A 17,639-nucleotide genomic window follows, 5' to 3' on the forward strand; every position below is an offset into this window, starting at 1 on the left:
TGAAGACTTCTTTACTACTGATCAATCCATCCTCCTTCCGAAGTTGGTTTGCTAAGTGCTGCTATTGTACCCCTTGAGCCCTTAACAGGCTGTATTGTGAAAGCTCTCCTTGATTCTCAAGGGAGAGACTGGGAAGACTTTGGCTCAACAACCCTTAAAAAGTCTGGCAGTGCTGGGGTGGAGCCTGACACCTGCTTTTATGTCCATCACCTAGAGCAGGTGCGAGGGTGTGAGGGAAGGATCGATGTCGATCTGTTGCCTCCGCCTGATCTGGCCATTGAGTCCGACATTACTTCCCGAACCTTTATCGATGCTTATAAAGCTACTGGTGTGCCCGAAGTTTGGCTCTTGGGTGAGCGAAGTTTACGGATGTTTATTCTGCAGGGAGAAGACTACGTAGAATCGAGCTGCAGCCGACTTTTCCCAGACTTCGACATCCCCAGGCTTGTGCCTCAACTCATTCGACGCGCCTTAGAAATTGGCACCAGCGCTATGTTGCGCGAATTTCGGGAAACGCTTCGCAATTCCTAATACTGCTTTCCAGCTTTAGGAGAAGATCAAATGCCTAGCAATCGTCCTGCCAACGCTCCACAACCCCTTCCCCGTCCTGGAAGACCAGGCTCACCTCAGCAAGGGGATCCCAGCCGTCCGCCAAGTTCAGGAAGTCGAGGAGGAGGCCATCCCCCCAATCAGAGAGGGGGGAGTGGTGGTGGAGGGGGCAGCAACCATTCCCAACCTTCTCCCTGGTTAGGACATCCCTCGGATCCCAGTCCTAGGCCGGCTTCCACAGCGAGCTTTATTGAATATCTGCGCTGGATGAGAGCCTATGGGGCTCCTTTCAGGGACGGAACCAAAGTCGATCTGGTGCATCGGGCGGAAGCAAATGCAGACTACAGCTCCCGCTTGCAAGTTCTAAACGATCGCATCAAGCGCATTGCCAATGACACCTTTCAGGTCACCTGTCCCTGGCGAATTCGGGTGGGTGGAGCCAAAGGCCCGGAAAGCATGCTGCTGCCCGCTTTTGATCACTTGGGGATCCCTTACATTCCCAGCTCCACCTTGCGGGGGGTAGCCCGCACCCAGGCTATTCGAGAGTTGATGCAGAAGCACAACCTGTCTTGGAAAGAGGCGGATAAAGCAGTGGCACCCTGGCTTGGGCACCTGGAAGCTGAGGATAAAGATAGTGCTGGCAAGGTGATCTTTTTGGATGCCTACCCTGTGCCGACCAAGACTCAAAAACAAGGGGATCCTGATAATTCCAAAACAGGAGGTCTAGCTGTCGATATTGCCAATAATATCTGGAAGTGGAACGGTCAAAATCTTGAATACTCACCTAATCCCAACCTCTTCTTTTCTCTCAAGCAAGCCACTTTTTTGATTGGCCTGCGCAAAGGCCCAGGCTGCACCGACGAGATGTTAGCCCAAGTGAAAGAATGGCTTATCCGCGGGCTGGAGCAAGGGGTGGGATCCCAAGTCAATACCGGCTACGGTCGGCTGATTCAAACTGGCAAAACTCTATCTCAATACAAGGGAGAATTCTTGCGGCTGCCTTTTGAGCTGGAGGGTCAGTTGATCCACGGGCGGCAAGTGGTCAACTGGAGACCTGATAAGAACCGGTATGACAACAAATCAATTGCCGAAGTCCGACCGGTAGCCTTTAAGAACATGCTGCGCTACTGGTTTCGAACCTTTGCCCTGGGTGTTTTGCCCGTGAAGCAGGTGCAGGAATGGGAGGGGCAACTTTTTGGGGCCATCACTCCCCAGCAAAAACACGGCTGGATCCATGTGGATCTTTTAAATGGGCGAGTAACTCAACCGGAGCCGGAACCCAATCAAGCAGGAAAGGGGAAGCCTGCCGGACGGCAAGAAGGGATCCTCATTCTCAGCCTTTCTGAGGAGTGCCAAAACTATGCTTCAAAGGAGAAGCAGGAAGCGGTGCAAAAGCTCTTTCGGAATCTAACCTGGATGCTGTTTCACCTGGGAGGTATTGGCCAGGGGGCAAGAAGGCCCTGCTACTCTCGCCAAAACCGCGGAGCTCCTTGGTGGCGCGGCTCTACCCTGATCCCTGAGTCGGAGGATTCATTTTGGGATCTTCCAGAGTCAGTGGCCGAGTTTCAGAAACTTTTCCAACGGCGACTGGTCGACTTCTTTGCGGCTCTCGGGGCCCTCAGCGAGCAGGCTCTTGATCCCAGAAATCCATGCAGCTTTGACCAAGTTGCTAGAGAGAGATGGCCTCAAGCAGTGGACAGAAACTGCCAGATTGTAGTCTGCAGCGGCAAGGAAGAATTCAAAAAGCCTTATGCCTTGGCAATCCTGCATCAATTGGGCCGGCAGGGCGAAGGGCGATACGACAAATTCTTGTGCGGAGGTGTGCAGGGAGGTGTCGTGCCCTCGCCTGTTTGGATTGCCAACCTAGATGATTACCAAGTAGTTACCGTTTTTGGGGCAACTGCGAATCCTAGGAAAAGATATCTTGAAAACCTTGAGAGAGGAGCAGTTGGCTTTGCTCAAATCTGGCCATTCCGGTAGTAGAACGTTAGAAGAGGCTCAACATGTCGAGAAGGAAAATCAACGTCAAAGCTCTAACAAGTCTAATCACAGCTTTAATCAACGGCTCAATCACACTGGCCATCTTACTGATTGCCCCTTTGGGATTGGCAGCCGTAATTACAAACACGATCCTTGTCATGATTGCCAGCTTCTTTTCGGGCAGTCTGGCAGAGATTTTGATAGGTTTCTTGTCAAGTCCTGAAATTGATGTTGAGATTTTACCGGAGCGTGGCCGCTCTAAACCCGGCAATGCCATAGAGCAGAGGCGAGGCGCTGAAGATCTGCGTCGTCATGACGAATAATGCGAACTTTATATGTCTCTCAGCAGGGGTGTAGGCTAAGCCTTAAGCAAGAGTTCGTAATGGTCTATTTGGGCGAGTCGCTCTTGCAGGAGGTGCCTCTACCCTTGCTGGAGCAAATTTTAATCTTTGGCCGATCCCAGGTCACCACAGACGTAGTGAGAGCGTGCCTGAGGCGGAATATTCCTATTGCCTATCTCTCCCGGCTAGGCTGTTGCTACGGTCGCCTTGTTCCTATAGAGAGGGGGTACCGCCGCTTAGCTCATTTGCAACAAGCGCTCCCTGAAGAATGGCGATTGCAAACGGCAGCCCAGATGGTGCGAGCCAAGCTGCTCAATAGCCGGGTGCTGCTGATGAGGCAGCTCAGGCAACGCCCCACTGAAACAGGGGATCTGACCCTGCGCAGTCTGGAACATTTGGCTGCTCAAGCTCTTGAGGCCAAGTCTCTAGATCAATTGCGGGGCATTGAAGGAGCGGCTGCGGCTCTGTATTTCCCGGAATTGGGAAATTGCCTTCAGCAAAGGGGCTTCGTTTTGCTTAACCGCACTCGACAGCCGCCCACTAACCCGGTTAATGCCATGCTCAGCTTTGGCTACATGGTGCTCTGGAACCATCTATTAACCCTGATTGAGCTGCAAGATTTGGATCCCTATCAGGGTTGCTTGCACGCTAGCAGTGAACGCCATGCTGCTCTGGTTTCGGACTTACTGGAAGAATTTCGGGCGCCTATTGTAGATTCAATAGTCCTCTGGCTGATCAACAAGGGCATTATGAACATCGAAGAAGACTTTGAGTATCGCGATGGTGGCTGTTTTCTAAGTGATAGTGGCAGGAAAAAGTACCTTACAGCTTTCATCCAAAGAATGGAGGGATCCATCCAGACCCCTGACGGAGATCAACCCCGCTGGGATCTGCTAACGCAGCAAGTTAAAAAGTTTAAGCAATCCGTCTATAATCCTCAAGATTTGTACCAGCCCTACCGGATTCGCTGATGTTTCTTTATGTTGTTACCTACGATACTCCCTGCGACAAGCGACGCAAGAAAATTGCCGACCTGCTAGAAGGCTACGGCAAGCGCGTGCAATACAGCGTGTTTGAGTGCGTCCTCGACAAAGACAAGTTCGAGGAGCTCAAACTGCGGCTCCGCAAGAAGATCAAGCCCGAGGAAGACAGCGTCCGCTTCTATCCGCTCACTAGCTATGTCCTCGCCCAGGTGGAAATCTGGGGTGGGCCTGCCCTGACTGCACCCCCCAGCTCGGTCATTGTGTAGCTCAGGCAAGTCTGATACATTTACGCTGAACACTGCTGAACATCACTGTTCAACTATGCAGCGATAGCATTCTGTTTGTTTCCAACCAGAATGGCGGTATCCCGCAAAGCTTTGAGTAGAATACCCAAAGCGCAGTTTCCGTGTCGTCTTACTACCAATTTTCTGCTTTGCTTTGGCTACCATGTTGGCAGACTCGAAAGTAAACAGAAAGATCAACTGGTAGTAATCCGTACTGAACATATTATACATTATTTTCAGTATAGTTGAGCTTATTATTGACTAGAGTCATGCTCTTCCTACTTAAGCACTCGGTGTTTCCAAAAGCACACTCAAACGGTATCAACGCCTGCGCGAGCGATCCGCCAAAAGCCGCAAAGGCCGATTCTTTCGTCCGATCCCTCGACGCCTTGCGCCACAAGGCTTTCCGGCCCCAAAGCCCCCTCGCCAGCACCCTTTTTGCCGACTTTTTTCCGGATCCCTCGCAAATGGGTCTTGCATTCCTTTCCCTGCTTGGGTTTAATAGGGGTGGAGTTCCCCCTTCGGGGGGATCCCTAGAAATTGGAAACTCAATTGCGTTTAGTACCGCAAGCGCCACAGTGCCCAAGGTTCCCCCTTCGGGGGGATCCCTAGAAATTGGAAACGGGGACAGAGGAAATGACACAGCGTAAAGCTGTTGTCAAGTTCCCCCTTCGGGGGGATCCCTAGAAATTGGAAACTGCTTCGTCAATTCTGTTTTCGAAACGATGAAGCATCAGACAGTTCCCCCTTCGGGGGGATCCCTAGAAATTGGAAACAACATGTCCATAGCTAACCTCCTGTTTGTATTTTGTAGTTCCCCCTTCGGGGGGATCCCTAGAAATTGGAAACTTCGTATGCCTCACGGAGGCTTTTGGTAACCAAGAAGGTTCCCCCTTCGGGGGGATCCCTAGAAATTGGAAACCTTCGCAACGGCACGAATGTGCTCGCACTTTTTGTCCTGAATCGTTCCCCCTTCGGGGGGATCCCTAGAAATTGGAAACTCAACTTCTTCCTGCGTGTAGTCCAGGGTGGTGACTTGGTGTTCCCCCTTCGGGGGGATCCCTAGAAATTGGAAACAGAAACGCTGTATTGGTATGCTTCTTCGTTCATTTGGAGTTCCCCCTTCGGGGGGATCCCTAGAAATTGGAAACCTGGAAGGCTCTGCAGGAAGAAGAGACTTAACCTCCCCCTTGTTCCCCCTTCGGGGGGATCCCTAGAAATTGGAAACTCTTCGCTTTGGTGTCCAATGCTCCGTAGTCAATCCCAAGTTCCCCCTTCGGGGGGATCCCTAGAAATTGGAAACCCTATGGCCACAAAAAATCCCCCGCCAATAAGGCGGGGTTTTTCCTTCGGGGGGATCTATAGAATTGGAAACCTAGGGATCCCCAGTTGGAAAGAAATTGGAAACAGAGAAAAGATTAGAGTAAAGCCGGTGCTGCTCGGCAGAGGCCAGGCAGCGCTGTTGGTGCTCAGGCCACTCCTGGAGGGCTAGTTTTTGTTGTTCCTGGAGAAGGGTTTGTAGGTCTGAGTCTGCAGGCAGCTCGCCTTGCAAAACCTGCAAATCGTTAAAGCGGCCCAGTTGATCCTGCAAGCACTTCAGGGTTGCTATCCAATCTTGCATGGTTTCCCCGTAAAAGGGCGCAAAAAACTCCACCTGATAGCGCAGCCGTTTGGTGGCCTTGCGCAGCTCGTGCAGTTGCTCAGCCTGGGCTTCCGTTGCGGGGAAAGCAGGGATCCGCCAGCCTGGCTGCAGCAGCCACTGGGCCAGCAGAGGAGTCAGCAAGTGGGGCAAGCTTTCCGGCAAAGGCAGCTCCGCCTGGGGCTTATAGCGGGGGTGAGCCAGCCACTGCTCGCAGGCAGCTTGAAACGCCAGGAAGTCAGCATCTTCAAGAATGCGGCGGGAGCGTTTCTCGGCTTGGGTTCGACGTTGCTGCAGATCTTGTTTTAGCTTCTCCAGTTCTGCCTGCTGGGCTGCCGGGATCCCTTCCCAGCAAGGTTCCTGCAGGATTTCCAGCAGCACGTCCAGATCCCGCTGCTTGCCCAAAGCACTGGCCAGCTTTTGCAGGCGTTTGGGCTTGAGAGGCTTGGGCAGCCGGACGGATCCCTGAAATACCTGCACCCAAGTGCCAATACGGCGCAAGGTCACCCGGATTTGGTGGAGAGATTCTGCCGCCTCTGGATGCTGAGCCAGAACTCGCTTTACGTGTTTCTGCAGCCGCTGCCATTGCTGGCTCAACAGCTGGTGGGCCCAGGCGGCCACGGTTGGCAAGGGCGCAGATGAGGGCAAGGTCAAGTGCAAGGACTCCGTCCCGCTGACGCGAAAGGACTCCGTCCCGCTGACGCGAAAGGACTCCGTCCCGCTGACGCGAAAGGACTCCGTCCCGCTGACGCGAAAGGACTCCGTCCCGCTGACGCGATCGGTTTTCAGCTCAGCAGCAACAGCGTCCACAGCCAGTCTCCTCTACCCAAAACGAGAACCAAGAGGGCAGCAGGCTCTTTTCACATAGGTCATCCAGCCTAGCTTGAGGTTACCCCCGCCTCTTCCCTTTTAACCTAATCTTAACCTTGGTAAACCGAGCAGGCTGTGGCCAGGGAAACTGTCGCGAGCTTTGGCCTGTCGCGCCATTCCCGTCAGCGGAACAGAGCATGACTCTAGTCAATAATAAGCTCAACTATACTGAAAATAATGTATAATATGTTCAGTACGGATTACTACCAGTTGATCTTTCTGTTTACTTTCGAGTCTGCCAACATGGTAGCCAAAGCAAAGCAGAAAATTGGTAGTAAGACGACACGGAAACTGCGCTTTGGGTATTCTACTCAAAGCTTTGCGGGATACCGCCATTCTGGTTGGAAACAAACAGAATGCTATCGCTGCATAGTTGAACAGTGATGTTCAGCAATGTTCAGCGTAAATGTATCAGTCTAGGGCTCCCGGCCTGCTGTCGCAAGTGGTAGGCGGGGTTCGACCACTGACCAGAGGCGGGCAGCCACCTCTGCCGGGGATCCCTGGGCTGAAATGCGGACAATCCGCTGGGGTTCTGCGGCAGCCAGGGTTTCGAATCCGCAGTAAACCCGCCGGTGGAACTCTAGGCCTTCTTGCTCGTTAGTGCTCTGCACCGCTAGCTCAACTGCGCCAGAAGAACGGGAGCGAGCCCGTTCTAGCCCCACCTCTGGGGGGAGATCCAGCCACAGGGTGAGATCCGGCTGTAGCCCGTCGGTGACCCATCGGTTGAGCTGCCGGATCAGATCCAGATCTATGCCCCGACCGTAGCCCTGGTAGGCCAGGGTGGAATCGGTAAAGCGGTCGCAAACCACCACCTGCCCTGCCGCCAGAGCCGGCGCGATGACTTTGCTCACGTGTTCAGCCCGATCCGCCGCGTACAGGAGCAACTCCGCCAGAGGACTAAAGGGATCCCCGTGCAGCAACAGCTCCCGCAGCGTTTTGCCCAGCGCCGTGCCCCCCGGCTCGCGGGTACACAGGCAAGCGTAGCCTTCTTGGCGCAGCCGCTCAACCAAGAGGGCCTGTTGGGTGGTTTTGCCCACCCCTTCCCCGCCTTCTAGGGTGATGAACACACCGTCGTCCTGATACATTCACGCTGAACTCTCCTGAACATGGTTCAGGAAAGAAGCGATCGCATCCTGCCTATCTCTGAGCAGGAAGGCGGTATCCCGCAAAGCCCTGAGGAATACCCCCCGAGCGCTTTCCCCCTTCACTTCCCGGCAACCGTTGCGGTGGACTCAAGGATCAGGGGGAAACTTGGTCTACTATATCCCTCTCAATGACTTTTGCCAAACCGCCTAAAGCTCAGTAAATTCAGCAAAGTTCAGGGTTTTGGGGGTTAGAGGCATGCTCTGCAGGAGGGTTAGCGCAGGTTGAGTTGGGGCTGCAAATTAAAGGAGTGCCCCGGCACCACCACGTAGACGTCGGGGATGTTGGTGGGCTCCAGGCTTTGCAGGGCTAACCCTTCGATGTTGGAGCGCAGGGCGTTGTTGATGGTGGCTTCCAGTTGGGATAAAACCTGCGCCTCGTTGCCCTGAGCGGCCAAGCCAGGAAACTGGCTGTACACGGCGCGCGCCAAGCTGCTGGCCAAGGGGAGCTGGATCAGGGTGAGGTTGGATCCCCCCAGCTGGGGGCCCAAGGTGTTGGCCCGGCCGCGGATGCCCAAAGCTTGGAGGGCATTGGCCGTTTGGCTGACGGGGATGGTGCAAGTATCCATCTTGTAAACGGGCACTGAGGCCATGGTCAGAGCAGAAACGCTGGTCAGTTGCACCACGGTGAAGGAGGCAGTGCCGTTGTAGGCAAAGCAAAAATCGCGAAAGGCTGCGGGCACATTGGCAGCGCGGATGGGGCGCTCATCGTCAAAGCCGCCCGACTCGGCGAAGATGTTGCGGATAGCGAATCCCCCGAAGAAGGCCAGCAGGGCCACCACCAGCAGGATCGTCAGATCGGAGGAGGAGACCCCCCCGCTGGAGCTGCCGCCTCGCCCACCACCGCCATATCCCCCACCGCCAACATAGCTGGAGGTGTAGCCGTAAGCCGCGGAACGGCTGTAGTCACTGCGGTAGCCGGATTCCCCAAGGACTCCGTCCCGCTTACGCGAGCGGCCAGCAAAGGACTCCGTCCCGCTACCGCGAAAGGCAGAGGAACGGGCGGATCCGTCGTAGCTGCGGTTGCTGGAGACAGAACGGCGGGAAACCAGGGCTTGCCCAGGACGCTCACCGGCTCCTCCTGCAGCGGCTTTCTGCCCCCCCTTTTCGCTGTCAACACGAGACCCCTCGTCTCGGCCAGTCTGGAGGGAGCGGTTGGAAGGGCGAGAAGTGGCCCCTTGCGCGGACTCCCTGTAGCTATCCCGCCCATTCTCCAAGGACTCCGTCCCGCTACCGCGATCGTCCAGCCAATCTTCTGCGCCCACAAAGGTTGAGCCCTCTTCCGGCAAAGGGGGTGGGGAACGACGACTTTGCCGCTCCCTTCCTTCACCAGAGTTTGCAACCGAGGAGACCGCGGCTTCCTCACCGGCAGAATCCGGGGAATGGCGGCTGGGATCGGGGGCAGCAGTCCGTTCCGCTGCTGCAATGGGATCTTGATCCTCAAACTCAGAAAAACCCATAGTTCTTCGAGCGCTCCCCTCAGCTGCCAAGGCAAGACGGCTTTCAATTTCACTCCCCCGAAGGGAAGGGACTATTGTATGCTAGCAGCTCCCCAGCCAGGACATCGGGGGCTATTGCTGGGATCCAAGCCAGCCCATACGCTTCTCCAGGAGAGGCAACTGCGCTTTCAAGGCGCGCAAGGCTCGGCCTCGGTGGCCGACGGCCTCTTTTTGAGCTGGGCTCATCTCGGCAAAGGTTAGCCCCACTTCGGGCACCCAAAACAGGGGGTCATAGCCAAACCCCCCCTCTCCCCGCGGCTGGGTCAAGATCTCTCCCGAGCATACCCCTTCCACCAGGGCATGCACTACACCTTGGGGATCCACCAGGGCGATGGCGCAGTGAAAGGTGGCTCGGCGATTTGGGATCCCTTCCATTTCCCTGAGCAACCGCTCGATGCGGGCAGCATCGTTGGGGGCATAGCGAGCCGAGCGGATCCCAGGGGCACCGCCAAGGGCTTCTACCGCTAAGCCGGAATCGTCGGCAATGGCCCACTCCCCCAAAGACTTGGCCACGGCTCTGGCTTTGAGAAGGGCATTTTCGGCAAAGGTGGTGCCGGTTTCTTCCACCTCAATTTCTGAGGGCATGCGGCGCAGCTCCCAAGCAGGGGCATGGGCCTGGAAAAAGGCATTGAACTCGCGCCATTTGCCGGGGCTACTGCTGGCCAAGATCAAAGGACGGGTCATGGAAGGTTCCTACGAATCGTATGGATGTAGCGGAAAGCTGAGGAGGCGGAAGGCTGTCCAAGGGCTTCCTGCCTAATGGATCTCGAGAACCATGTTGTGCAGGGCTGTGTTAATCACCAGGGTGGATCCCCATCGCTCTACCTTGCCCCCATCCCAATGCATGTGTCCGCAGATGTAGTAGCGGGGCTGCAGCTGTTCCAAAAGGGGGCGCAAAGTGGGCGTACAGCGGTGATACCACTTCCCCCCCTCATCCAAAAGGCCCCGCGGCGGAGCGTGGGTCAGCAGCAGGTCAATGGGCCGGGGGGGTTGACTGTAGAGGGCGAGCAGCTCCTGCAAATGGGCAGAGGTCAGAGACCAGCTCCAACCACAGGGGGGAGTCCAGGGTACAGCCAAAACCTGTAACCCCAGCCACTCAAAGCAGCAGGACTGGGTGATGGCCCGCCCCCAACAGCCAACCAGCGAATTCAAAACCGAAGCTGCTGGATCGTGGTTGCCAGGTAAAAAGAGCCAGGGTTTGCCCAGGCTCTCCACTGCCGCCAAAAAGGATTGCAGATGAACCACCTCTGCTTGGGCTGCCGGATGAAAGCCCTGGGTGGCCTTGCGGGAAGGTTTGCCGGCCTTGGAACAGAAATCCCCGCAGTTGATGTAAGCATCCACCTCCGGCAGATGGGCAAGGGCCTGCCGGATCAGCCGAGGGCTGCCGTGGTAGTCAGAGCCGAGCAGCAGTTTAATCCCCATGGGCCTCTGCAGCAGAAGAATCCAGGTGGGATCGCTGAAGCAGGGCGGCAACCTGCTGCCAGGAGCTGCTGTACCAAGCTTGCTGGGCTTCCAGTTCTTCGCCGAGGGAGCCCGTGGGGCCAAAATCCGGGCAGGCGTACCCCAGGGAGCGTAATCCTGCCACCAACACTGCCGGAGACAGCCACCACTGCTGGGCCAAGCGCAGCAGATCCACCTGGCTGCGGGTTTGCAGGTATTGGCGGAGCTGGCGTTGCAAGCTGGCAGCGGAGGGCAGGGGCACCGCTTGCTGATGGACGGCAATCAACAGCTCGCTGCTGGGGGTGCAACAGAGCAGCCACTTGAGGTGATCCAGAGAAGGGGGCCAGCTCCACAACCAGAGTTGATCATAGCGGTGGCCGGCTTGGGGACGGTCGTAGTGGAGAGTCAGGTACCGCCGTTCGCGATAGCGGGCCGTAGGCCTTGAAGACAAGACCAGCGAGGGGCGGCGGAAGCCGTAGAACAGGATGGTTCCCTGCGCCTGAGGCCAGAGGACAGAAAATCGGTCTACAGCTTGCCAACGCAAAGGCTGGGTGGGCTGGGGGGTGGGGCGCCAGATCAACAGAGGTGAGGGCTCTGTCCCCCTCTGGGAGCCAGTCGAGGGCTTGGAGTTGGGCATGGGAGGAGTGGCATCCAGAGAGGCGGGGGAGATGGGAGACTTGCTCCCATCAGGGGTGCGGGGCGCTGTTTTCTCGAGAGGGGGGTTGCCGGCAGTGGCAGCCTCTTGGGCAGGTTGGATCCCGAGAATTTCCAGCTCCAGTTGGGTTTCTCCCTGCCATGTTTTGGCCTTGAGCGTGTAGGCTACATCAACTCGCTCCGGCAGCGGATGGGTTTCCGCTCCCCGCCAACGGATGGCCCAAAGAGGGCGCTGGGGCTTCGCGTTTGTGATCCCCACCAACGCATCGGTGATGCTGGCCACTCCGCGGTCATCACTGGGGGTTTTGGCGGCTGAGTCGCTCCTGCCCGGACAAGAGGACTCCGTCCGAGTAGCACGTAACCCATGGGAGCGTTGCGTAGGGAGAGCAGGATCCCGGAGCAGCAGCTTCAGGTGGCCGGGAACTGGGCCAAATCGCTGCTGTTGCAGAACCTGCAGGTTGCGGCTGTAGAAGACCGGCTCAGGGTTGCCGATACCACAGGGCTGCAGATGCTGCAGCTCTCGATAGAGGTCAAGGGTGAGATCTGACAGCGACACTTCGGCATCGATTTGCACCAGTGGCTGGATCTGCTCCGGCTGCAATTGCTGTTGGGCAAACTGCCGCAATCGTTTTTCAAGAAGAGGCCAGTTTTCCGCTTTCAGGCTAAATCCCCCGGCAGCGGGGTGGCCGCCGTGCTTGGTGAACAGATCCTTGCAAAACTCCAACGCTTGAAACACGTCAAACTCGGGGATCCCCTGCCGCGCCGAGCCACTGATCTCCCCTTGCCGCGACTGGCTGCCGATGAACACCGGACAGCCAAAACGCTCTGCCAACCGCGAGGCCACAATCCCAATCACCCCTTTGTGCCATCTCCGCTGAGGGGATCCCAAAATCGTCAATACCCGTTCCTGCTGCAAATCCCGGCCTTGCTGGGCAATTTGCTCTAGGGCTTCTGCCTCGATGCGCCCGCACATCTGCTGCCGCACCTGGTTGAGCCGTTCGCAGCGGCGGGCCAGTTTCTCTGCTTGCAGGGGATCGTCGGTGGTCAGCAACTGGATCCCCATTCTCGCCCGGCCAATTCGCCCAACGGCGTTGATGCGGGGCCCCAGGCCAAACCCAATCCACTCAGGCCGCAACCCCTCCAGGGATCCCTGCATGCCCATCACCTGCAGAAGGGCGCGGATCCCTGCCACCTGGGAGGTGGGCAAGAGGTGCAGCCCCTGCCGCACCCAAAGGCGGTTAACCCCCGTCAGCGGCGCCAGATCGGCAATGGTGCCCACAGTAAACAGTTCCAGGGCTACCCGCTGCAGATGGCCATCACCACGGCGCTCGGCCAGCGCTTGGGCCAGGAGGTAGGCAACTCCCACCCCGGCCATCCCCCGATAGGGAGAAGAAACGGGGAGCTGCTTGGGATTGAGGATGGCATCGGCAGGGGGCAACTGGGGCGGCAAATCGTGGTGATCCGTCACGATCACTGTCAAGCCTAGAGCTTTGGCCAGTTGGATGGGCTCGTGGGCGGAGATGCCGTTGTCCACGGTGAGAATGAGGCGCACTCCCTCGCGGTGCAGCTCTTGTACCATGCGGCTGTTGAGGCCATAGCCCTCCGTCATGCGGCTGGGGATGCGGTAATGCACTGGAGCGTCCTGCAAAGCCCGCAGCAGCAGGGCCGTGCTGGTCATGCCGTCGGCATCGTAGTCGCCGCAAATGGCGATGGGCTCTTGTCGGCGAATCGCCCCGTCCAGCAAGTCCACCGCCAGGGGCAAATCGGCAAAATCCTGACTGGGTGGAGGCAGGTGGGCGGGATCCGGCTGCAGGTACTGCCGCACGGCAGCAGGGCTGGAGAGCCCGCGATTGAGTAAGATCTGAGCCAATATGGGCGAGATCCCCACTGCCTCAGCCAAGCTTTGGGCAGCCAACTTGTCCACAGGATGAAACAGCCAGCGTTGAGCAGGGATCCCGACCATAGGGAAGGGTGGGGCTTGGATGGGGATAGAGGGTAGGCAGTGCTACAGTTGGCCTATAGGGTATCCTTTTGACGTTAGCTCAAAACGCTCCTCTGAATCTTTCCTGCCGCCGATGTATTCTCTGCTGCTTACCTATGGTCTTAACCCGCTGACAGGCTTAAAGCTGTTGGTCAAGTCCTCTGAGCAGACCTCTCTGTGGACACTGGCCCAGCAGCTTTGGGGCCGCCCCGGATCTCGGCGACGCAGGCCGCGCCTACAAATCTCGTTAGGCCGCTTGGTGCCAGAGCAAACCGAGCACTTGTCCAAGTTGGAAGTGCTGCTGCGTCTGCGGTTTTTCATTGCCCTCGAAGCGGAAACTCCAGAGAGTGCTGCCCACCACTGTCGCGAACGGTTCTTGCTTCCTTCCGGCCAGGGATCTGCCATTCAGCTTGCCCGCTACACAGAGGGCTCGCAGCAGTACAAGACGGAGATCATCCGCTTTGCCCTGGGGGGATCCCGCACCCTTGTGGCGAGGACTCCATCCCGCCGCCGTCGCCTCTGAAACAAACTCCCCGACAAGCCATAGCGATAGAGCATGACTCTAGTCAATAGTAAGCTCAACTATACTGAAAATAATGTATAATATGTTCAGTACGGATTACTACCAGTTGATCTTTCTGTTTACTTTCGAGTCTGCCAACATGGTAGCCAAAGCAAAGCAGAAAATTGGTAGTAAGACGACACGGAAACTGCGCTTTGGGTATTCTACTCAAAGCTTTGCGGGATACCGCCATTCTGGTTGGAAACAAACAGAATGCTATCGCTGCATAGTTGAACAGTGATGTTCAGCAGTGTTCAGCGTAAATGTATCAGTCTTGCCAGCCTATCTATACTGGAGATGCACTAGATCTGTGTTTCTCCCGTGGACCCAACTGGGCTGCATCTTTGCGGTGGCAGTGCGGAGCATTCTATCGGTGGTGGGCGGCATCTGCAAGCCCATCCCTGGCACAGCCTTGCCCAAACTTCGGCTTACGCTAGCTTTGAGTTGTCCTTCCCGCAAGGGGGTGAACTGCGAGCTCTGGCACTGTGGGGGATCCCCGCAGGCCCAGGCAAAGACTCCATCCCGGATGCAGAGGTTTGAGTTGCCGCCAATCCCGCCAGAGGAGATGGATCCCATGTGCAACGCCCGTAAGGACTACGGCTGGCTAAAGTGCTCCGCACTCCTGTTGCCAGCGCAACCGGCCCTCTTTGCCGGATCCCTGGCGGCCTTTGCCCTTGTGCTCCACGCCGTTAATGGGAACGTCCTGCCGGCTGCTTTGGCCCTGACCCGTTACCAAGTGCATGTACTGGCGGATGGGGCGGCGGAGTTGGCTCAGGTGCGCACCCAGGTGCCGGATGCCTATTTTGTGCAAGGGGATGGGCAGGTTTTCATTCTGGCGGGGACGTTCATCAACCGTAGCCATGCTCAACGCCGTCAGGCCGACTTGGAACGGCTGGGGTTATCGGTGCGGGTGGTGAGCCGCCAAGAGACGGATCCCCCTCTGCCCCCTGCTTTTCCTGCCCAAGCAGCACCCAGCCGCCCTGCTGCCAGCTCAAAAGCCTCTGTGCCGCCGACGCCAACCGCTCCGCCCTTGGATCCCCAGCGTCCCTTTGCCACCCACGTGCCCAACCCCACCGGTGATCCCCGTTTGGAAGAACGGGTGCGCCGCTTCTTTCCAGGAGCCACTGTGGTGCAGTACCGCGGCCAGGTTGCTTTGCAAACGGGAACCTTCTCCCGCCTGTCGTTGGCCCAGGATCAAGCCCGCTGGCTAACCGCTCAGGGGTTACCGGCAGTGGCGGTGTCGCTGGTAGGAGAAAATGCTGGCCAGGATCCCATCTCCAACCTAGCACAAGGAGAGCGCTATTGGGTGTTGGTGGCCGATCCCACCGGGGAGAAATGGCCTGCGCTAAAACAACTCCTAGAGGGATCCCTGCCCTTGATCTACGATGACCTGCGGGTGGTGCGCACAGGTGGGTTTGCCGACCCTGCTGCTGCCGCCGAGCAGGTGCGTTACTTGGCCGGCCAAGGCTATGAAGCGGGGATCTTCCCCGCCGATCTGCGCCGCTCTCAGCCTCTTTTGCAAGCGGATCCCGTCTCCTCCTCGCCTGCCCAGGCTGTTCCTCCTGGGGAAGAAGGTGGCAGCGGATTTTGGGTGGTGGTGCCGGCTGGGGAAGAGGCCCTACCCAAGCTGCAACAGTTTGCCCCTGATGCCTTCCTGCGGGGCTCAGTGATTCAGGTGGGCACCTACCGGCAACGGGCCAACGCCGAACAGGCGCGGCGCTCTCTGGCCGAAGCAGGGTTCGATGCCCGCATCCTGCCCGTGGAGTAGCCAAGAGCCACTTCCGCCATAAACGCTCTCCTCCTTCCCTGCCGTTGGGGATCCCCATTCGGCCCAAATGGCGACTTGGGTGAGTTTCTGCTTTTGACATACTCCCCACCCTACTGGCTTGTCAAAGCCTACAGCCCGCTTGGGCGAATAGAGCGGTTGACTACCCTGCCACTGCCCTGAGCCTACCGTAAAGCCCTCCTCAAGGACGGAGCGTTTGGGCAACTGGGCAACGCTGGTAAGAAGGATAGGCCAGCCGTTGCACCACCTGTTTGCAATACACCACCTGTTTCAATAGCAGTGCGGAGCATTTTTCCTAGAGGGCTTGCTTAGCCTGCTGCAGCGTCTGCTCAAACACCTCCAGCGGCTGCGCACCGGAGAAGGCAATGCCGTTCAAGATGAAATGGGGAGTGCCACCGATGCCCAGTTGAGAGGCCAAGTCAATATCTCGCTGAATGGCGCGTTCTGCCGCCCGACTGCGCCGATCCCGATTGAATTTTTCTATATTCAGGCCCAGCTTCTCAGCAGTGGCCACATAAAACCCATCCCCAAGCTGGGATTGGTTGGCAAACAGCTCGTCGTGAAACTCCCAGAACTTACCTTGACGTTGGGCGGCCCAAGCAGCCCGGGCAGCCGACATCGCTTCTGGGTGGATGCTGGTCAGGGGCAGGTGCTTGTACACCAAGGTCACCTCATCCCCGTGGTCGGCCATGAACTGCTTGAGGGTGCTGTGGGCGCGGGCGCAGAAGGGGCATTGAAAATCGGAGAACTCCACCAACACTAACCGCAGAGCGTCGGATCCCAGTCGAGGGGAATCTCCGATGACGGCGCGTGGGTTCTCCCGCAGTTGACGGCCAAATTCTTCCGCCAGCCGCTGCTGTTGTTGCTGCTGCTCCTGGTACTGTCGCTGCTGGTATTCCTGTACGGCCTCCAGAATCACCTGGGGGTTCTTTCGAATGATCTGCAGCACCTGCTCTTCCAAATCTGCCGGGGCAGCCGCCGCCGCTGGTAGGAAAACCGGAGCTCCACTTCCCACTCCCAGCAGAACCATCAGCCCGAACAAAAGTCCAGCCCGGGCCAAGCTCCGCCCCCAAGCGCGAAAAATCCTCACCAGCCTATGCATCCCAACCCCCCTCTCAAACATGCCTAGAGCCGTCGCAACTCACCCAGCCTACCGTCAGATCCCAACAGTGTCTATCACTCGTTCGGGGGGGTTAGGAATTGGTGACCTGCAGAAGCTGCTCCTTGATCCGCTGCAACTGGCTGGCCCAGCGGGGATCCGGCTCAGAGGCTGCCTCACTTTCGGCGACGACGGTGGAGCGCCCACCCTTATTGCCGCGCTGGCGTTGCTTTTTGCTGGGGGCAGGGTTTTCTGCCGACTCTTTAGAGCCCTTGGCCTCAGAATCTCTGGACGCTCTGGAATCTTTGGAACCTCTGGACTCTTTGGATGAAGGCTCAGAGGTCGCTGTTTTGGATTCGCCTTCTTCCCCTCGGTCGCGCGGCTGGGCGAGCTCAATGCGCAAGTTGACATCCCCAAAGCTGTGGCCGTTGAACTTTTCGATGTACTGCTGCGCCTGCTCTTCGGTGTTCACCGTTACAAAGCCGAAGCCGCGGCATTTGCCTGTCTTCCGATCCCGGATCACCTTGGTGGAAATGACCTCACCGGCAGAGCGAAAGAGCTTCTCCAGTGCCTGACGATCCACCTCTTCCGGCAGATTTCCAACATACAAACGCACAGGCATGATCCAGCGAAGCTCCTAATCGAAATAACAAAAGGCCAAAATGCAAAGCGCTACATCTAGGGCGCTCAAGCCCATAACATCAAACCCGGAACCCGGTAGTCCATTGTCACACCATAGCGCGCCGCAAAGCGCAACCCTTGGCAATCACGAAGCTATTTTTTAATTTACCTCAACCTGGAGCCGCGAAGACGAGGAGAACGGTTTTTGT

General features: G+C 57.2%; 15 protein-coding genes, 2 pseudogenes and 1 CRISPR repeat array. Of the genes and pseudogenes, 8 read left to right on the top strand and 9 right to left on the bottom strand.

The genetic code is table 11. The annotated features are described in order from the left end of the window. Positions 1-96: 96 nt before the first annotated feature. From ACVWXF_RS10870 to cas2, 5 genes are read left to right on the top strand one after another with little or no spacing between them, the layout of a single operon-like run. A complete protein-coding gene (locus tag ACVWXF_RS10870) occupies positions 97-531 on the top strand; it encodes a Uma2 family endonuclease (RefSeq protein ID WP_457474384.1) in 435 nt (144 codons plus the stop codon). A 30-nt stretch (positions 532-561) separates the two neighbouring features. After that, the gene (locus ACVWXF_RS10875; protein ID WP_457474385.1) at positions 562-2,529 is read left to right on the top strand and encodes an RAMP superfamily CRISPR-associated protein; all 1,968 of its coding nucleotides are present in this window, start codon (positions 562-564) and stop codon (positions 2,527-2,529) included. A gap of 23 nt (positions 2,530-2,552) precedes the next feature. Continuing rightward, positions 2,553-2,852, top strand: coding sequence for a CRISPR-associated protein Csx18 (gene csx18 / locus ACVWXF_RS10880; RefSeq protein ID WP_457474386.1), 300 nt, complete (start codon positions 2,553-2,555; stop codon positions 2,850-2,852). After that, positions 2,852-3,841 (top strand): CRISPR-associated endonuclease Cas1, encoded by a 990-nt coding sequence (gene cas1 / locus ACVWXF_RS10885; RefSeq protein ID WP_457474387.1) that lies wholly within the window; start codon positions 2,852-2,854, stop codon positions 3,839-3,841. The genes csx18 and cas1 overlap by 1 nt, the downstream gene beginning before the upstream one ends. Next, positions 3,841-4,119, top strand: coding sequence for a CRISPR-associated endonuclease Cas2 (gene cas2, locus ACVWXF_RS10890; RefSeq protein WP_414329659.1), 279 nt, complete (start codon positions 3,841-3,843; stop codon positions 4,117-4,119). The genes cas1 and cas2 overlap by 1 nt, the downstream gene beginning before the upstream one ends. A gap of 53 nt (positions 4,120-4,172) precedes the next feature. Here the strand turns inward: cas2 and ACVWXF_RS10895 are convergent. Beyond that, positions 4,173-4,356 (bottom strand): annotated as a pseudogene (locus ACVWXF_RS10895) (hypothetical protein); the annotation flags it as partial. A gap of 293 nt (positions 4,357-4,649) precedes the next feature. Next, positions 4,650-5,440: a CRISPR direct-repeat array (repeat unit 36 nt; unit sequence GTTCCCCCTTCGGGGGGATCCCTAGAAATTGGAAAC). A 72-nt stretch (positions 5,441-5,512) separates the two neighbouring features. Beyond that, positions 5,513-6,586 (bottom strand): CHAD domain-containing protein, encoded by a 1,074-nt coding sequence (locus ACVWXF_RS10900; RefSeq protein ID WP_457474388.1) that lies wholly within the window; start codon positions 6,584-6,586, stop codon positions 5,513-5,515. Between the two features lie 249 nt (positions 6,587-6,835). On the opposite strand from ACVWXF_RS10900, the pseudogene ACVWXF_RS10905 reads away from it, so the two are divergent. After that, positions 6,836-7,019, top strand: a pseudogene (locus tag ACVWXF_RS10905) (hypothetical protein); the annotation flags it as partial. A gap of 43 nt (positions 7,020-7,062) precedes the next feature. On the opposite strand, the gene tmk reads toward ACVWXF_RS10905, so the two are convergent. The 5 genes from tmk to recJ all read right to left on the bottom strand — a co-directional run bounded on the left by tmk (position 7,063) and on the right by recJ (position 13,344). After that, positions 7,063-7,713, bottom strand: coding sequence for a dTMP kinase (gene tmk / locus ACVWXF_RS10910; protein WP_457385072.1), 651 nt, complete (start codon positions 7,711-7,713; stop codon positions 7,063-7,065). Between the two features lie 290 nt (positions 7,714-8,003). Then, positions 8,004-9,248, bottom strand: coding sequence for a hypothetical protein (locus ACVWXF_RS10915; RefSeq protein WP_457474389.1), 1,245 nt, complete (start codon positions 9,246-9,248; stop codon positions 8,004-8,006). A 111-nt stretch (positions 9,249-9,359) separates the two neighbouring features. Then, positions 9,360-9,971, bottom strand: a complete 612-nt coding sequence (gene rdgB / locus ACVWXF_RS10920; protein ID WP_457474390.1) for an RdgB/HAM1 family non-canonical purine NTP pyrophosphatase — start codon at positions 9,969-9,971, stop codon at positions 9,360-9,362. 72 nt (positions 9,972-10,043) lie between these two features. Beyond that, the gene (locus ACVWXF_RS10925; protein WP_457474391.1) at positions 10,044-10,709 is read right to left on the bottom strand and encodes a metallophosphoesterase family protein; all 666 of its coding nucleotides are present in this window, start codon (positions 10,707-10,709) and stop codon (positions 10,044-10,046) included. Further along, entirely contained in the window at positions 10,699-13,344 is a 2,646-nt protein-coding gene (gene recJ, locus ACVWXF_RS10930; RefSeq protein WP_457474392.1) for a single-stranded-DNA-specific exonuclease RecJ, read from the bottom strand. Before recJ ends, ACVWXF_RS10925 begins: the two co-directional genes overlap by 11 nt. A gap of 112 nt (positions 13,345-13,456) precedes the next feature. Between recJ and ACVWXF_RS10935 the strand changes: the two genes are divergently transcribed. Together ACVWXF_RS10935 and ACVWXF_RS10940 are read left to right on the top strand one after the other, a co-directional pair. Then, positions 13,457-13,885: a hypothetical protein gene (locus tag ACVWXF_RS10935; protein ID WP_414331038.1), complete on the top strand. Its 429-nt coding sequence runs from the start codon at positions 13,457-13,459 to the stop codon at positions 13,883-13,885. 349 nt (positions 13,886-14,234) lie between these two features. Further along, positions 14,235-15,692 (top strand): SPOR domain-containing protein, encoded by a 1,458-nt coding sequence (locus tag ACVWXF_RS10940; protein WP_457474393.1) that lies wholly within the window; start codon positions 14,235-14,237, stop codon positions 15,690-15,692. Positions 15,693-16,005: 313 nt separating this feature from the next. Here ACVWXF_RS10940 and ACVWXF_RS10945 read toward each other — a convergent pair whose 3' ends face one another. Next, positions 16,006-16,812 (bottom strand): DsbA family protein, encoded by an 807-nt coding sequence (locus tag ACVWXF_RS10945; RefSeq protein WP_457474394.1) that lies wholly within the window; start codon positions 16,810-16,812, stop codon positions 16,006-16,008. A 91-nt stretch (positions 16,813-16,903) separates the two neighbouring features. Continuing rightward, positions 16,904-17,431, bottom strand: coding sequence for an RNA recognition motif domain-containing protein (locus ACVWXF_RS10950; RefSeq protein WP_011432462.1), 528 nt, complete (start codon positions 17,429-17,431; stop codon positions 16,904-16,906). Positions 17,432-17,639 lie beyond the last annotated feature (208 nt).

The organism is Thermostichus sp. MS-CIW-40 (assembly GCF_054058315.1).

Bases quoted from the DNA above. Each gene is read 5' to 3' on its own strand.
- ACVWXF_RS10875 (WP_457474385.1), top strand. From the start codon at position 562: ATGCCTAGCAATCGTCCTGCCAACGCTCCACAACCCCTTCCCCGTCCT.
- csx18 (WP_457474386.1), top strand. From the start codon at position 2,553: ATGTCGAGAAGGAAAATCAACGTCAAAGCTCTAACAAGTCTAATCACA.
- cas1 (WP_457474387.1), top strand. From the start codon at position 2,852: ATGCGAACTTTATATGTCTCTCAGCAGGGGTGTAGGCTAAGCCTTAAG.
- cas2 (WP_414329659.1), top strand. From the start codon at position 3,841: ATGTTTCTTTATGTTGTTACCTACGATACTCCCTGCGACAAGCGACGC.
- ACVWXF_RS10915 (WP_457474389.1), bottom strand. From the start codon at position 9,248: ATGGGTTTTTCTGAGTTTGAGGATCAAGATCCCATTGCAGCAGCGGAA.
- rdgB (WP_457474390.1), bottom strand. From the start codon at position 9,971: ATGACCCGTCCTTTGATCTTGGCCAGCAGTAGCCCCGGCAAATGGCGC.
- ACVWXF_RS10925 (WP_457474391.1), bottom strand. From the start codon at position 10,709: ATGGGGATTAAACTGCTGCTCGGCTCTGACTACCACGGCAGCCCTCGG.
- recJ (WP_457474392.1), bottom strand. From the start codon at position 13,344: ATGGTCGGGATCCCTGCTCAACGCTGGCTGTTTCATCCTGTGGACAAG.
- ACVWXF_RS10935 (WP_414331038.1), top strand. From the start codon at position 13,457: ATGTATTCTCTGCTGCTTACCTATGGTCTTAACCCGCTGACAGGCTTA.
- ACVWXF_RS10945 (WP_457474394.1), bottom strand. From the start codon at position 16,812: ATGCATAGGCTGGTGAGGATTTTTCGCGCTTGGGGGCGGAGCTTGGCC.
- ACVWXF_RS10950 (WP_011432462.1), bottom strand. From the start codon at position 17,431: ATGCCTGTGCGTTTGTATGTTGGAAATCTGCCGGAAGAGGTGGATCGT.